The sequence below is a fragment of the Paenibacillus sp. FSL R7-0198 genome (assembly GCF_038000415.1).
Lineage (GTDB): Bacteria > Bacillota > Bacilli > Paenibacillales > Paenibacillaceae > Paenibacillus.
The window spans coordinates 128,350-144,023 of record NZ_JBBOCB010000001.1; the positions used below are offsets into that span (position 1 = coordinate 128,350).

17 protein-coding genes are annotated in these 15,674 nt (G+C 42.4%); 14 read left to right on the forward strand and 3 right to left on the reverse strand.

What is annotated here, in order from left to right; all coding sequences use genetic code 11:
* The first annotated feature begins 183 nt into the window (after positions 1–183).
* Together MKY87_RS00485 and MKY87_RS00490 are read left to right on the forward strand one after the other, a co-directional pair.
* The gene (locus tag MKY87_RS00485) at positions 184–1,146 is read left to right on the forward strand and encodes a helix-turn-helix transcriptional regulator (protein WP_340962478.1); all 963 of its coding nucleotides are present in this window, start codon (positions 184–186) and stop codon (positions 1,144–1,146) included.
* 85 nt (positions 1,147–1,231) lie between these two features.
* Positions 1,232–1,762, forward strand: a complete 531-nt coding sequence (locus tag MKY87_RS00490; RefSeq protein ID WP_340962480.1) for a VOC family protein — start codon at positions 1,232–1,234, stop codon at positions 1,760–1,762.
* Positions 1,763–1,812: 50 nt separating this feature from the next.
* On the opposite strand, the gene MKY87_RS00495 is transcribed toward MKY87_RS00490, so the two are convergent.
* The gene (locus MKY87_RS00495; RefSeq protein WP_338586759.1) at positions 1,813–2,163 is read right to left on the reverse strand and encodes a winged helix-turn-helix transcriptional regulator; all 351 of its coding nucleotides are present in this window, start codon (positions 2,161–2,163) and stop codon (positions 1,813–1,815) included.
* Between the two features lie 131 nt (positions 2,164–2,294).
* On the opposite strand from MKY87_RS00495, the gene MKY87_RS00500 reads away from it, so the two are divergent.
* The 12 genes from MKY87_RS00500 to MKY87_RS00555 all read left to right on the forward strand — a co-directional run bounded on the left by MKY87_RS00500 (position 2,295) and on the right by MKY87_RS00555 (position 12,520).
* Positions 2,295–2,951 (forward strand): ABC transporter permease, encoded by a 657-nt coding sequence (locus MKY87_RS00500; RefSeq protein ID WP_340962481.1) that lies wholly within the window; start codon positions 2,295–2,297, stop codon positions 2,949–2,951.
* Between the two features lie 9 nt (positions 2,952–2,960).
* On the forward strand, positions 2,961–3,875 hold the full coding sequence (locus MKY87_RS00505) for a glycine betaine ABC transporter substrate-binding protein (protein ID WP_340962482.1): 915 nt from the start codon (positions 2,961–2,963) through the stop codon (positions 3,873–3,875).
* Positions 3,859–4,659 carry an ABC transporter ATP-binding protein gene (locus MKY87_RS00510; RefSeq protein ID WP_340962483.1) on the forward strand — a complete coding sequence of 267 codons (801 nt, stop codon included), beginning with the start codon at positions 3,859–3,861 and terminating at the stop codon, positions 4,657–4,659. The genes MKY87_RS00505 and MKY87_RS00510 overlap by 17 nt, the downstream gene beginning before the upstream one ends.
* Positions 4,656–5,282: an ABC transporter permease gene (locus MKY87_RS00515; protein ID WP_339783852.1), complete on the forward strand. Its 627-nt coding sequence runs from the start codon at positions 4,656–4,658 to the stop codon at positions 5,280–5,282. The genes MKY87_RS00510 and MKY87_RS00515 overlap by 4 nt, the downstream gene beginning before the upstream one ends.
* Positions 5,283–5,288: 6 nt before the next feature.
* The gene (locus MKY87_RS00520; protein WP_339783851.1) at positions 5,289–6,254 is read left to right on the forward strand and encodes a zinc-binding alcohol dehydrogenase family protein; all 966 of its coding nucleotides are present in this window, start codon (positions 5,289–5,291) and stop codon (positions 6,252–6,254) included.
* 13 nt (positions 6,255–6,267) lie between these two features.
* Positions 6,268–6,921: a hypothetical protein gene (locus MKY87_RS00525; protein ID WP_339783850.1), complete on the forward strand. Its 654-nt coding sequence runs from the start codon at positions 6,268–6,270 to the stop codon at positions 6,919–6,921.
* A 173-nt stretch (positions 6,922–7,094) separates the two neighbouring features.
* Entirely contained in the window at positions 7,095–7,835 is a 741-nt protein-coding gene (map, locus tag MKY87_RS00530; protein ID WP_340962485.1) for a type I methionyl aminopeptidase, read from the forward strand.
* 170 nt (positions 7,836–8,005) lie between these two features.
* Complete coding sequence (locus MKY87_RS00535) at positions 8,006–9,244, forward strand: DUF418 domain-containing protein (RefSeq protein WP_340962486.1); 1,239 nt, start codon at positions 8,006–8,008, stop codon at positions 9,242–9,244.
* A 559-nt stretch (positions 9,245–9,803) separates the two neighbouring features.
* Positions 9,804–10,175 (forward strand): DUF7674 family protein, encoded by a 372-nt coding sequence (locus tag MKY87_RS00540; protein ID WP_339783847.1) that lies wholly within the window; start codon positions 9,804–9,806, stop codon positions 10,173–10,175.
* 358 nt (positions 10,176–10,533) lie between these two features.
* Positions 10,534–11,094 (forward strand): class I SAM-dependent methyltransferase, encoded by a 561-nt coding sequence (locus tag MKY87_RS00545; protein ID WP_340962487.1) that lies wholly within the window; start codon positions 10,534–10,536, stop codon positions 11,092–11,094.
* A 170-nt stretch (positions 11,095–11,264) separates the two neighbouring features.
* The gene (locus tag MKY87_RS00550) at positions 11,265–11,657 is read left to right on the forward strand and encodes an ArsR/SmtB family transcription factor (protein WP_339783846.1); all 393 of its coding nucleotides are present in this window, start codon (positions 11,265–11,267) and stop codon (positions 11,655–11,657) included.
* Positions 11,654–12,520, forward strand: a complete 867-nt coding sequence (locus tag MKY87_RS00555; RefSeq protein ID WP_339783845.1) for an aldo/keto reductase — start codon at positions 11,654–11,656, stop codon at positions 12,518–12,520. Before MKY87_RS00550 ends, MKY87_RS00555 begins: the two co-directional genes overlap by 4 nt.
* On the opposite strand, the gene MKY87_RS00560 is transcribed toward MKY87_RS00555, so the two are convergent.
* The gene (locus MKY87_RS00560) at positions 12,514–13,863 is read right to left on the reverse strand and encodes a response regulator transcription factor (protein ID WP_340962489.1); all 1,350 of its coding nucleotides are present in this window, start codon (positions 13,861–13,863) and stop codon (positions 12,514–12,516) included. The genes MKY87_RS00555 and MKY87_RS00560 overlap by 7 nt on opposite strands.
* Entirely contained in the window at positions 13,863–15,572 is a 1,710-nt protein-coding gene (locus MKY87_RS00565; RefSeq protein WP_340962491.1) for a sensor histidine kinase, read from the reverse strand. The genes MKY87_RS00560 and MKY87_RS00565 overlap by 1 nt, the downstream gene beginning before the upstream one ends.
* Positions 15,573–15,674 lie beyond the last annotated feature (102 nt).

Sequence of the window (15,674 nt, forward strand, 5' to 3'; positions counted from 1 at the left end):
CTGTGGTTTCTTTTGTATGCAATATAACTTGGTTTTCTCATTGAAACTGTACAATGTAACATCAAATTTTCCTTTAATAAATGGTATACTGATCCCATTGTCTTTAGTTATGCTTGCTTGATAATGTATAGTTAATTAATGATAGAGGATTTATTTAATAATATTTTTCAAAGGATGTAGGTTATGCCAAAGAACGATAATATGTTAGCCATTCTATGGATGCTGAATTCAGGCACCAAAGTAACTGCAAAACAAATGTCCGAAAAGTTAGAAATCAATATAAGAACCGTATATCGATATATTGATGCATTATGTGCCAGTGGAGTACCGATCATTTCTGATACAGGTCACAACGGCGGGTATAGCTTGCTGAATCAGCATATCAAAGCACCTCTGTTATTTGATATTGATGAAAAAAAGGCACTTCTCCAAGCTGCTGTGTTTGCAAAAGAAGCTGGATACCCTTTGAGTGAGGCATTGGACAATGCAACATCCAAATTGAAAATGTATACAAATCAGGAGCAGGAAAACACACTTCGTCGTCATTTAGCCGGGTTTAACGTTATCAATCGCATGGGAGACCCATCGTTTCAGCCGATCTTGGCGGAATTGGAGCAAGCAGTGGCGAATGATTGCTCTGTCGAAATTGATTATCGCAGAAGCCGTGATGAACAACCCAAAAAAAGAGTAATAGACCCGTATGGAATGGTTTACTGGAATAATAAATGGTATACCATTGCGTTTTGCCACTTGAGAAATGAATTCCGCAGCTTTCGGGCAGATCGTATTCTGCGAATCAAGCCTACTTCGCTTCGCTTTAAGCGTTCTGAATCTTTTTCTGCTCGTGAATTATTTATGCAAAATTTGTTACCTGATGTAGTGGGCAAAGAGGGGTTAATTTCCTTGTTTATCGAAGGCCGATCAGAAGCATTGGATGACTTGGGGCTGCATTGGTTTATGGGACATTATCTGGAAGAGCGGACTCCCAATCAAGCCATCTTTTTATTTGATGAAAAATCAATAGATACATACGTCCCCTATTTTCTCCTATCCTATGGGAAATCCATTCAAGTCATCGAACCACAGCGTGTGAAGGACAGACTTGTTGCTGTTGTATCCGAGTTAATGGAATATTATCAACTTTAACAACTTCACTGACAGTAGATGTCAGTGAAGTTGTTTTATAATGATGACAATCTCGGATTACTGAGAAGGAAGGCGGAGTATACATATGAGTGAACAGACAAAACACAAGGCAGTATCCGGAAAATATACAAAGAAGGGCACACCTAACGGCGTTACATCGATTACTCCATTTATAACAGTGAAGGACCCTTCTAAAGCAATCCATTTCTATAAAGTTGTTTTCAATGCAAGGGTGAAGGATATCACTGAGCATCCGGATGGAAAGGGTAACACAATGATCGTTCATGCCGAATTGGATTTTGGAAATGGGTTTTTACAGCTGGGGGCAGCGAACCAGGCATATCAATTGGCTTTGCCCCCAGATCAAGATCATGCATGTTATTCTTTAGGGATTTATGTCATTAATGTGGATGAAACCATTGCAACCGCCGTATCCAGAGGGGCGAAAGTAAGAGAAGAGATTATTAACTTTGCGTCTGGTGATCGATTCGGAAGTATACTAGACCCTTTTGGCGTACGGTGGTCTATTCTGACTCGGATTGAAGATCTATCGGAAGAAGAAAGTAGTCGAAGGGTTGCGGAGTGGGCCAAAAGCGATTTCTCCATGAACAGCTAATTTAGAGCGCATCCTAAACATGGGTGCGCTCTTTTTCTACTGTCCGTATCCTATTCAGCTGTATGGGTCGTAGTATCTTCATTCAGCTTCTTATAATCCATTCCCCATGTTTCCATCACACTAATGATGGGTCTCAGCGTATTACCTAAATCACTCAAGCTGTATTCGACTCTGGGCGGTACCTCCGCATATACGGTGCGAATGACAATACCGTCTCCTTCCATGGAACGCAAATTTTCGGTTAATACCTTTTGGCTGATCTCCGGAATACTTTTGCGAAGCTCACCGAACCGTTGGGTTCCTTTCAGAAGATCTCTCATGATAAGCAATTTCCACTTGTTACCTATTAAACCAACTGTTGTTGCTACAGGGCATTCGGGCAACTCTTTTTTGGTAAACATTTAAGCTAATCCTCCAATAGTTACTTTTTGGTTCCTATCTAATAAAAAGGTGCCTACTTTCAAAACGATTATAATGCTTATATTATAAAGCTGTCGAGGGAAAAGCAACTTAAATGAAAGGAGGGAACATATTGCAAGAAAACTTGTGGATGCAATTGGCAACCTATTTCTCAGACCATGGGCGTGCTTTCTTCGCTCTGGGACGAGAGCATATACAGGTCAGTTTACTGGCATTGCTTTGTTCTGCATGGATCGGAATAACGCTGGGATATCTGACCATCACATACAAACGCTCGGAAAAGTGGATTGTATCGCTCATTCAGATTTTGCGGATTGTACCTAGCCTGGCTGTATTACTTCTATTAATTCCGTTAATGGGCACTGGTACGAAGCCAGCATTGATTGCTTTAATCTTATTGGGGGTACCTCCCATACTGATGAATACCATTTCCGGTTTGAACCATATTCCTCTATCCATTCTTGAATCTGCTCAAGGGGCGGGCATGTCAGATCTTCAAATGATGTGGAAGATCAAGTTCCCTCTTGCTGCACCACTCATTGTGACAGGCATCAAAACAGCTGCCATTGAAATTATCGCCAGTGCCACCTTGGCGGCCAAGATCGGAGCTGGGGGATTCGGTGAGATCATTTTTACCGGTCTGGGACTCAATCGAATCGATTTGCTTCTAATTGGCGGGGGAGCTGTGGCGATTTTAGCCATCGTCATCGGAGTCTTGCTTGATATATCCGAACGAATTTTATTTCGATATCAATTTTTGCAAAGGTAGGAAAACGACATGAAAAATAAAAAGAAAAAAATCTATATCATAACTTCACTTATCATCGCATTATCACTCGTATTAAGTGCATGTGGTGAGCAAAAAAATCAGGCTTCGGAAAATAAAGAAACATCGATTCGAATCGGCACCAAAGATTTCACTGAAAATCTGATTGTGGGGGAACTTTACGCTTTGGCGTTGGAGAATGCTGGTTACCAAGTAGAGCGTGTACCTAACATTGCGGGTTCTGTGATCCATTCTTCCATTGTAAATCAAGATATCGATATGTACCCCGAATACACAGGCACCGGTTTGTTAGCCATCCTGAAGCTGGACTTGTTGACAGATCCGGATGAAGTATATGCCACAGTGAAGGAAGAATATAAAAAACAATTCAACTTAACCTGGCTCGACTATTCCAAAGCTAATGATGGAGCAGGGCTCGTCATTCGTGCAGAAGCCTCGGAAAAATTGGGGATCAAGACGATTACTGATTTGCAAAAGCATGCAACCGAGCTTCGATTTGCCTCCCAAGGCGAAGTGGATCAGCGTGCAGATGGTATTCCGGCATTGGAAAAAGTATATGGCAAGCTAAACTGGAAGTCCTCCAAAGTGTATGACAATAGTCTGAAATATGAAGTGCTTAAAAATAACGAGGCAGATGTTGCACCTGCATATACGACGGAGGGACAACTCGTAAATAAAGATCAGTACATCCTATTGGAAGATGACAAACAAGTATGGCCCCCGTACAACTTAGCTCCTGTCATCCGGGATGAAGTACTGTCTGCACATCCAGATATCGCTGAAGTCATCAACAAGATCAGTTCGGCACTGGACACAGACACGATCACAGCACTTAATGCCAAAGTGGATGTCGAGCAAGAAGAATATGAAGACGTTGCAAAAGCCTTTTATGAATCCATCCAATAAACGTAATGGTAATATGGGGCCACCAGCCATCAAATTTCATCATGTGTGCAAAACCTATTCAAACTCCAATGAATACGCAGTGAATCATGTGAATTTGTCTATTGATGAAGGGGAGTTTATTACGATACTAGGCTCCTCTGGATCTGGAAAAACAACACTTTTGAAAATGGTAAACCGCTTGTATGAACCTTCTCAGGGAAACATTCAGCTGTTTGGAGAAGATATTGCGGCTATAGATCCCGTGATGTTAAGAAGAAAGATTGGTTACGTCATCCAGCAGGTTGGATTGTTCCCGCATATGACTATCGCGAAAAATATCGCTACCGTACCTCGTCTTTTGAAATGGGATAAAGAGAAAACTGAGCAGAGGGTCTCCGAACTACTGCATCTGGTGGGACTGGACCCTCGGACGTATGAACATCGCTATCCTTCCCAATTATCTGGAGGACAACAACAGCGAATTGGACTCGCCCGGGCTTTGGCGACCAATCCTGCGATCATGCTTCTGGACGAGCCTTTTGGAGCTTTGGACGCGATTACCCGTCTCCATTTACAGGATGAATTATTGAAAATTCATGGAGGGTCGAATAAAACATTCTTGTTCGTCACACATGACATTAATGAAGCGTTCAAGTTGGGTAACCGGGTCATTATTATGAATCAAGGAAAAGTGTGCCAGTTTGATACGCCAAAAGAAATCGTTAATCATCCTGCCGATGAATTTGTAGCGTCGCTTATTCAATCTTCAAGGGAGCAAGAGCGTTTCTGGGAGGACTTAAAATGATAGACTATGCCATCAAACATCCAGATAAGTGGGGAAAAGCCCTGTTAGAGCATATGGAGATCCTGGTCATTACCATGGTGATCTCCATTATTATTGCCGTGATTCTTACCATCGTAGTACTGACTTCGGACTGGGTGTCACGCGTTTTCATTTATGTTTTTTCCATTCTGTATTCCATCCCCAGCTTGGCTTTGTTCACCATCATGATTCCTGTGACGGGGTTGGGTACAACGACGGCAATCATCGTGCTGATTCTATATAATCAATACATTCTTCTGCGCCATTTTATCGCCGGTTTGAATCATGTGGACGAACCTATCATTGAGGCGGCTACCGGGCTGGGCATGAGTCGTTTGCAAATATTGATTCAGATTCGGGCACCCTTGGCAATTCAAACCCTTTTTACAGGACTGCGACTTGCCTCCGTATCTACGATTGGTATGGCGACTATTGCTGCATTTATCAACGCAGGCGGGTTAGGGACGATCTTATATGATGGTTTACGCACCATGAATATCGATAAAATTCTATGGGGAAGCATCCTGTCCGCAGGACTTGCCCTAGCGACAAATGCATTATTCATTCAGTTGGAAAAACGAATCTATATCGGAGCGGGGAGATAAATTGTGATGAAGGCAGTTGTACTGGAAGGTGCCTGCGCACCTGAAGAACTAAACGTACAGGAGGTTCCTATTCCCGAAGTTAAACCAGGCTGGGTGTTAATCAAAATCAGAGCATTTGGCATTAACCGCTCAGAAATGTATACAAGGCAGGGGCACTCACCCTCCGTACAATTTCCGCGGATCATTGGTATTGAGTGCGTGGGGGAGATCGAGGACGCATCGGATAGCACATTCCAAAAAGGGCAGCATGTTGCTTCTCTGATGGGAGGGTTGGGGCGAGAATTTGATGGAAGCTATGCGGAGTATGCTTTGATTCCTTCAGAGCAGGTGTATCTCATTCCTGAAGGACTGGAGTGGACTACGCTCGCTGCCATTCCGGAAATGTATTACACGGCATACGCATCGTTATTTGAAAGTCTTCAATTAACTACGGGAGAAGTACTTCTCATTCGTGGCGGGACCAGTTCCGTTGGCCTGGCTGCCCTCCAGCTTGCCAAAAGCGTAGGAGCCACCGTCATATCGACCACTCGTGACAGCGGAAAGCTGGCTTATCTTCAACAGGCGGGTGCGGACTTCGCAATACTGGATGATGAACATTTTACAAATAAAGTAGTTGAAATTGCTCCAACTGGCGTAGACAAAGTGCTGGAATTGATCGGAACGCTTACCTTGAAGGAGTCTTTGCAATTGGTTTCGGAGAGAGGCATCTTATGCATGTCAGGCATCTTGGGCAATGAATGGACCCTTAATTCGTTTGAACCATTAATTGATATACCGTCAGGTGTTTTGTTTACGGCTTTTACAAGTGAAGTTATTAAAGAAACGGTGTTAGTCAATCTGTTTAACCACATCAAGGATCATGCGCTTGTCCCGCCCATTGCTAAAGTGTTCAAGCTCGAAGAAATAGCAGCGGCTCATCTGTTCATGGAGAGCAATACAGCGAATGGTAAAATCGTAATCACGAATGAATGAGGAGGAGAAAGTTATGAGCAATCGGATCATCGATTACAATCTTGAGACGATTCCAGAAGGAGCACAACCTCACTCGGTTACTGCCACCCCAGTTCAGATGGGCGGTCGTCATACATTACGAGTTACGTTAACGGATGAGGTATCCGATGGTGTACCAAACATTGATTTCATCGACATGCCAACATTCTTGAAAATTCCTGTAGAATTTAAAAATGGTACTTTATCGGTGGACATCTTTAGCAAGTTAAGAGATGATGCTCCGGCTTATGCACGCGGATTTGCAGGACTGGCATATCGCATAAGTGACCATACGGATGCCTTTGAAGCCGTTTATATTCGTCCCCTTAATGGCTTAAAGACACAACCAGAGGCACCGCGCGACAAACGTGCCCTCCAGTATTTCGCATATCCGGATTGGAAGTTCGACAGACTGAGACAGGAATACCCGGATGGACGTTTCGAAGCGGGAGCAGACATTGGTCCTGCAGAGTGGGTTAATCTTACATTAGTCATGGATAATTCAAATCTGAAAGCATATATTGGTGGGACCGAGTGTATTTCTATAGATCAGACTAAAGCGACAGTGATCACTGGATATATTGGTCTATTCGTAGATATCGGGACTGAGGCTTTCTTTTCTAATCTTCGCATTACGATCTCCAATTGATCAACGTCATGGTGCCCTACTAAAAACAAAACTGTTTGAACTCATCGGATTTTGATCTGTGAGCTTGATAAAAAAGTTGCGAAGCTTTGCTGCTTTGGATATGATTATCTAATGTTCAATCAAAAAAATACTTATGTAATCAATTAGTGATAAAAGATAGTGAGGTAGAAAAAATGATCGCAAGAACAGAAGAAGATTTTAATGGCTTGAAGGAAATTGGCAAAATTGTGGCTTCAATTAGAGATGAATTGGTTCAAAGAACCATCCCAGGCATAACCACTAAAGAGCTTGATGATTTGGCAGGAGAGCTTTTTGAGAAAGCTGGCGCAGTTTCTGCACCAAAAAGTGAATATAATTTCCCGGGATTTACTTGTATTAGTGTTAATGAAGAAGTGGCACATGGTATTCCGGGAGATCGGGTTATTCAAGAAGGGGACATCGTTAATATTGATGTGTCTGGCTCCAAGAACAGTTATTTTGCAGATACGGGACTCTCGTTTGTCGTAGGCGAAGGTGCAGAAGTGTTAACGAAAATATGCGACGTTGTTAAACTGGCATTTGAAGCAGGTCTTAAAAAAGCAAAACCAGGCTCCAAAAAAAGTGGAATCGGGAAAGCCGTATTCCAAACTGCCAGACAGCATGAATTAACGGTTATCAAAAACCTTACAGGACATGGTGTTGGACGTGGAATACACGAAGCACCTGACCACATCTATAATTATAATGATCCATCGGATGATGAATTGTTAAAAGAAGGCATGGTTATCGCATTCGAGCCATTTATCTCAACTTCAGAAGAAGAAGTAGAACAAACGGGAGACGGCTGGACCTTTGTTACTAAAAACAGCTATGTAGCTCAAATAGAACATACCATTATTCTTACTAAAAATGGTCCGATTATTGTCACTCTTTAAGGTGTTCAAACTGAAAGTCGCTAAATTTAGCGACTTTTTTTGTCTTTGTTTTATTGGTACGTCAAAGTAAATCATAATATAAACGTTCACTTATTAATTTATGTTGAAATTATGGAAGGATTTAACGTATATTTAGATCTGATCTTTATGTTATAGACAGAGGTGATTGATTGAGCACATCAAAAAAGCGCGTTCAAGTCATTGATGGATTGCGCGGATTCAGTCTGGCCGGCATTGTGCTGGCGAATATGCTGGCTTTTCAATATGGAATGTATGGCCAGAGTAAACCCGAACTGTTCAGGATCGGCGGAGCTGATCAGGCTTTCCTCTCGTTCCTGCTGATCACTGTGGTGGGCAGTTTTATGCCGATTTTTGCATTTATGTTTGGCTTCGGAATGGTTAAGCTCTCGGAAAGCCTAAAATCACGAGATTTACGGCCAAAGTGTCATCTGGCACGCCGTTTTCTACTACTGTTTGGAATCGGATTATTGCACATCATCTATCTGTGGGAAGGGGATATCCTGGCATTTTATGGCGTACTCGGTTTCTTCCTGCTCATGTTCCTGAATCGGAAGCCCAAAACGCTGCTCATTTGGGCGGTACTGCTACTCATCGGAGCGGGCATACTTGGTATCCCGGCATCTAATCCGATGAACCCGCTGGCTACTGAGTCCATTCATATGGAGAACTACATCATTCAAAGTCAGGGTGTATACAGTAGCGGCTCATACGCGGAAATCAGAAATTTCAGTAATAACGGCGATCCATTCGGCGGGGATTTGGAGCTGTCATTTGCCTTGTTGATCCTGCTGTTAGCCCCACTCATGACAGTACCGATGTTCCTGCTCGGCATGCACGCTGCCAGAATCGGCACGTTTAGCGATCCCCAAACGATGCGGAGTATGTATCTTCGCCGGGCATCGTTATTGATTCCAGTAGGTTTGATACTCAAAGCATACGGCGTATTGGCGCCACAATTGGGTGCGGAAGGTTGGCTCGGTATCGGAATCGGGGGGACGCTTGGAGGAACATTGCTTGCACTGGGATACATATACGCATTTGCGCTGTTGTATGCGGGAAACCGCCGTTCCAGCCTGTTGGGCAGGTTCGAGGCGGTTGGCCGTCTCTCGTTGACGAATTATCTGATGCAGAGCGTAATCTGTACGACAATTTTCTATGGATATGGCCTGGGACTGTTTGGAAGTGCGGGCGTGTTTATCGGAGCAATTATTGCGCTTGCTGTGTACGGTACTCAATTGTGGCTCAGTCCGCTATATCTTAAGAAATTTAGCAATGGGCCTGTCGAGTACCTGCTACGGATTTGGACATATCTGTCCTGGAAAGGGCAGCCAAGAAAGAAGAAAAGATCGAATTTAACTACGAATGAAAACGCGCCTGGTGTCCAGTAAGCATAAAGTGTTATCGTGAAACGCAAAAAGAAGCTCGTTCTACCAAATGAAAGGGCTTCTTATTGCCGTAACGATCATCTTCCTAAACTTAAAGCAAGACACGAATTATACACTTAACGTTGACGTTGGACTGAAGAATAAGATATACCCTTAGTGTTTCCTGTTATAATTAGTAATTATTTATAGATTCAACATATCAACCCTAATACATAAGCTAACTATTATAGTGCGGACAGTGGTAAGGTAATGCGAAATGAAAGATGAAGCATATACATTCAACTGTTTCCACTCAAGCTTGAAAGGATCATTATTGTGCTAAAAATAATTAATTTTCTTCTTTTCTTGCTGATCATTTGGGTAGTCATTTTTTATCCTTTTCGTTTAGCTTGGTTTGAAGGTTTGAAACAGATTCCTGCAGATCTTCATGGTGTTTATTTACTTTTCTTGTTCTTTGGGTATCTGATCTGTTCATCTGCTATGGGACTTATGGTTGGCAAGATGTTTTTTAAACCAAAAGAACAGTAAGTATTTGCTGGCAGGAAGGTAGGGAGCTTGGAGAATGGAGAAAGGTATTTTAATCAATCAATTTTTAGAACTTTTTCCTGAATTCCACGATTGTTATATAGAACATTTGGATTTATATCAAGAGTTTCTAGGACATGTGTTTTTTGGTGATGAAGTGGCTACTTATGTTGAAGGATTGCTTCGTGAAAATGATGATACAGAACAAATTGAGAAGTTTTTCAATTTTTTTGAATGGATGGCAACTCAAACGAGCCTTTATATTGTACAAGTGTTATCTACTACAATCTTGTATGATCTAGGTGGGCATACAGATATTTTGCAAAAAGCTCAATGTTATATGAAGTTACATACTAAAAGACTTTCTCAAGAAATAGAAGATTTACACTCAGGAAAATATTTTTCATAGAATAATCTGCTGGAGTTCAGGTATTCAAAGAGTTTGAATTGTTGGTTTTATAATATCATTCAAAGTCGCTAAATCAGCGGCTTTTTTTTGTTTTATCCATGTAATTGCCTATCTTAAAGGTTGAGGGGAAAGAACTTATTCCAATAAAGATTTATGTAATTACATTCCTTTTTTCTAAATACCCGCGGTCAAAGGCTTGCGGGATTTCTTACGCCATATGGGTCGGAGGGATATTTGTTATTTACAAATCTTGTTCTTTATATCGTAGTGATTAAAGATAATTTATATCTACAATATCAGTTCCAAACAAGTGAACCGTAAATGTTCTTGCAAATACGTTTAGGTGAGGAGTATGAAAATGAATCCTAAGATACAAAGAAAAATTGAGCACTTAGAGAATATTGAGAGATTCCCAGCAGAGGAGTTATTTGAGTTTATACAGCTTAATAAAGAGGACGAACTATTAGACCTTGGGGCTGGCACAGGTTATATAAGCTTTGCTTTTGCTAATTATGTGAAAAGAGTAGTTGCATTGGATTACGATAATGATATTTTACAGTATCTAGAGGTGAAAGCTAAGGAAAAAGGCATAACCAATATTGAAACCATTGCCGCAAATTTCAAAGAGATGCCACTTGGGAACGAAAGATTTGAAAAGGCTGTTGCTTCAATATCCTTACACGAGGTTCAACCTCTTTCAATCGTACTGGGTGAAATTCACAGATTATTAAAAGACAAAGGGATTTTTTTGTGCATTGAATTAGAGAAGTCGGTGATGCCTACTGGTCCAAGAGTTTCATCGAAGGTCATGGAGGAGGAAATCATTAAGGCAGGTTTCTCAGTTATAAATACGATCCATTCACCGACGCAAGTTGCTAACCAACCCGTCTATATCATCATTGCACAGAAGAATAAATAAGTTCAATTTATAGAAGCCACTCCATTCGTCTGGGGGGGTTCTTCTTTTGCTAGTGTATTCTTAAGACATGGGAAAAATAGGTTCTTGAATTTCTTTCCCGATGTACAGCCGAATCCGAGATTGTGATAGGCTGTATCTACAAAAGTATTAAACGTTCTAAATGGAAGGGGATGATTTACCTGGATCAGGAACTTGCGACCACGATTGCTATCGAATTTAAGAACAATCAGAAGGTGTTAAATGCGATCGGAGACGAAACCCGGCAAGCCATCCTCATAGCCTTGATTCAAGGGCCGCAAAAACCCGGCATGCGCGTAGGAGAGATCAGGATGAAGACTCACCTTTCCCGGCCGACCGTATCACATCATCTGAAAATATTGAAAGAATCACAGATAATAAGTGTTCGCAAAGAAGGAACTCTCAACTATTACAGCCTTGACTCCCGTAGCAAGTTGAAATTGTTGAAAAACCTGGTGAACCAAATAGAAAAGTTGCTAGCACAATGCGAAGAACAAGCTTCGGAACAACAAATAGGAAACACGGGGAGGGGGAGTTGCGAATGAATCAGACAGTCGTAGCGGCAAACGGAGTGGACATTCCGCAACTCGGGTTCGGCCTATATAAGATTAAAGACGGGGGGACCTTCGATAGGACTGTCGAGGAGGCTATTCGAATGGGTTATCGCCATTTCGATACAGCCAAAATTTACGGTAATGAAGCGGCGCTAGGTCGAGTCATCCAAAACAGCGACATTCCCAGAGAGGAGTTCTTCATTACTTCCAAGGTATGGACGACAGACCTGGGGTACCGCGCGACGAAAAAGGCGTTCGAGCAGACTTGCCAGAAGCTGAACGTAACGTATCTCGATATGTATTTAATTCATTTTGCCGGTCCTCAATACGTGAATGCCTGGAAGGCGATGGAAGAATTATACGACTCAGGTAAAATCAAAGTTATAGGTGTAGCCAATTTCAAGATACGGCATCTGGAGCATCTGAAGAAGCATTCCCGGATTTCGCCGATGGTAAATCAGATCGAGACCCATCCGGAATTTCCGCAACACGAATTGCATGATTATATGGTTCGGCATCGGATTCTGCATGAGGCTTGGGGACCGTTGGGGCAGGGAAGCAAAGCGCTGCTGGAGCATCCGGAGCTGGCGGCAATTGCCCTTTGCCATCAGAAGTCGGTTGCCCAAGTCATTTTGCGCTGGCATCTGCAACGTGGAATTATTGTCATCCCCAAATCATCGAATCCTCAAAGGATTAAAGAGAACAATGAAATATTCGACTTTGAGTTGAATGAGAAGGAAATGGAACAAATACGACGATTGGACACGGGTAAGAGATATTCCGTAAGTCCGAATGGCTACATGGTCAACCCGATTTATATCCATTTAATGAAGTTATTTATTCGCTCTCATTGATGGATCATATTTCTGCGGTACTGATAGGGCGTAACTCCGTATTCCACTTTGAACAACTGGATAAAATATTGATTTTTTCGGTAACCAACCATTTGCGCTATATCGGCTACACGAAGTGCCGAATCTTGAAGCAGTTGAGAAGCCTTCTCCAATCTTTTCCTGGAAATGTAGTTTGACACATTTTCGCCTGTCTCCTGTTTAAACAGTTTGGAAATGTAAACAGGATGGAGATGTGCAACTTTTCCCAGTTCATCCAGGCTAAGGCCATGTGACAGATGATCTTCGATATACGTTTGCACTTTGTCGACGATGCCTTGAATGGACATCTGTTTGTTGTTTCTGATCCGACTGACCCGATCCATAAGGGTTGACCATAGTTCATCAGGATACCGTAACCGGTTGAATATCCAATCCACGGTTTCAGAGATGTCGCGATCCTTATCCGTCAGATATACATATCGAATGGTCTTCATCAGAAAGATTGCCTTTTGTTTTCGGAGACGGATTTGATCATATTTTTTAATGATATTTCCGGCTGACTCCCAATCACCGCATGATGGAGAATGGTTGAATATGCCTATGAAGTCTTCTGAGTGTACATCCTCATTAAGGAAGAACCTGTAGAACATCTGACGGGTCACGTTTCGATCAGTCAATGAAAAGGGAGGGGACACGACCGAGTGCTCCAGTTTGATGGTCAGTTCCCCAGCAGCTTCTTCCGGAACAAGACCGAACAGTCGCGTTCCCGCATTCCAAACGAGACGATCCAAATTGTCTCCGACAGCATGTTTTATAACATCCTCATGTTCCTGTGTAAAACCCTCCAGCTTAAAGCAGCAAAAACGGCGTTTCTCTAAAAATTTGGTATAAGCCTCATATTCCTTACTTAATGTCTCGTTATGACCAAGCAACGATAGCAGAAACGCCAATCCATCAAAGTTCTCCCATGCGATCGATTGAGCGGGACGTGTCTTTGTAATATTGTTGATGGCTTTAGACATGGCTTTCTCCACATCATCTTTGTCGACAGGTTTGAGCAAGTAGTCGAGCGCTCCTAAACGAATTCCTTGTTGCGCATATTCGAACTCGGAGTAGCCCGAAAGGATGATGACTTTGGTTGGCAAGTTATGTTGGTGGATATGTTGAAGCAGATCGATTCCTGAAACCTCGGGCATTCGGATGTCAGTGATCAGAATATCGATATGGTTTTGAGTCAACATGTCCCGGGCTTCAATCGAATTGGTCATCGTCTCGATCTGATCAATGCCAAAGGTGTTCCAATCGAGCAAGTGCTTCATATACTCAACGACATAATGTCCGTCATCCACAATTAATAATCGCATTAGTTATCTCCTTTCACGTCGGGAATGCTGATGAGCAGCAGGACGGACAAGCCGCCCCAATCATTGGTAGCAAAATGTAACCCGCTACGTTCGCCGTACGTATTTTTCAGACGTCGATTTACATTCCAGAGCCCTACGCCTTTAATTCCTTCAGGGGGAGAATCGCTCTCAAGCCGAGCCTCCAGGCTGCGGATATCATCCAGCGAAAGACCTTTTCCGTCATCGGAGACCTTGATCGTTATCACAGCTTCCGTCTGTTTGACATCAATCGTCACCCGATGGGCACCTTGCTGTCCTTCGATTCCATGTTGAATCGCATTTTCAACCACTGGCTGGATGATCAACGGCATGAGGGGAAGGGACGCCAGTTCCGGCGGCAGATCAATGCTGTACTCGATTTTTTTGCTAAGAGCCATAATAATCAGGAAATGTTCCGCAAACTGAAGCTCGCTTTCCAGCGTGACTTCATGCCGGTCCAACTTCGTTAAATAACGATAATATTCAGCTAGATGTTTGCTCATGCGCATGACAGAATCAGGTGAAAACTGAGCCACCGACATGATGAAAAACAAACTGTTGTACAAAAAATGAGGATTGATCTGAGCTTGGAGTTGTTGAAGTTCCGCACTTCGTCTTAGTTCCGTTTCAGTCTTCAAGGATACGAACAGATCCTGGATCTCGGTAACCATATGATTAAAACTTCTGAACAGGCTGTAGAACTCTCTATCCGTATTTTCGGTAATACGGGTGTTGTGATTGCCTTGTTCGACCTGTGAAAACTTCCGTTCCAACAAACGAATATTACGGTAATAGTTCCGGTAAAACGTAAAGATCACAACCAAACCAAGCGTGAAAACGGCTAAAATGCTGGCAAAAAATACTTTGCGGTTACGGTCAATCGGTTGCAGAAAATCATTTGTCTGTGTATATGTAATCAGGTAGGCGTCAATTGATTCAATATATCGGGAAAGAACATAGTAATCGTCCGAATTGGTATGATAATCATATTTCAAAGTGATCTCCGGCTGTGGAGAAATCATTTCAGTAACCGCTTTCAATAGATCGTTGTCGACTTCTTTCTCACTCCATAGCTGATGGGAATTAAACCAAAAAAAAGCGTTTGAGCTGTCGTTGTTCACAGCCTTTTTCAGCAGATTTTTCAAATAATCGGTATTCAGCTTTACACCAACGACGTACTGAGTCGGTTCATTTTGTCCGGATTTTTGGATGTAAGGGTAGAGGGCAAAGTAATACAAGCTATTGCCGACAATTTGCCATCCCCGTTGATGAACATCCTTGAACGGAAGTCTCGCTTCCTGTGTATTGTTCGTGGACAGAAACGTTTCTTCAGACTTCCAGTAAATGCCGATCGATTCAATCGATCGACTGGATAGGAGCGTTTGCCGCAAGCGATCAACGATTTCATTTTTCTTCATTTGGGAATCGTAATTGCTCAGCTCAATAACATGCCTCTGATAAAACCGGACATCGCTGTCAGCTGCATACTGAACCCCGTACATATTTGCCTCGTACATAATCCCGTCAAGAATGCCTTTCACATAATCAAGCTGGTTTTTGGAAGCTCCAATCAGATTTTCTTCAAGTGTCTTGGAGCTCAATCGGTTCATTACGAAAAACAAACTCAACGTCAGCAGCAGAAAAAAAACAAAGAAATAGATGAATCGTTTCATATACATTTTTCTGATCATATGTGTTTCCTTTCATATCGCCAAACGTAGAAGTTCAAACTCCAGATCGGATTAACTTTAATATAAGCCAAACCTTCGAAAAGCGGAAGGGTAGCATTGGTG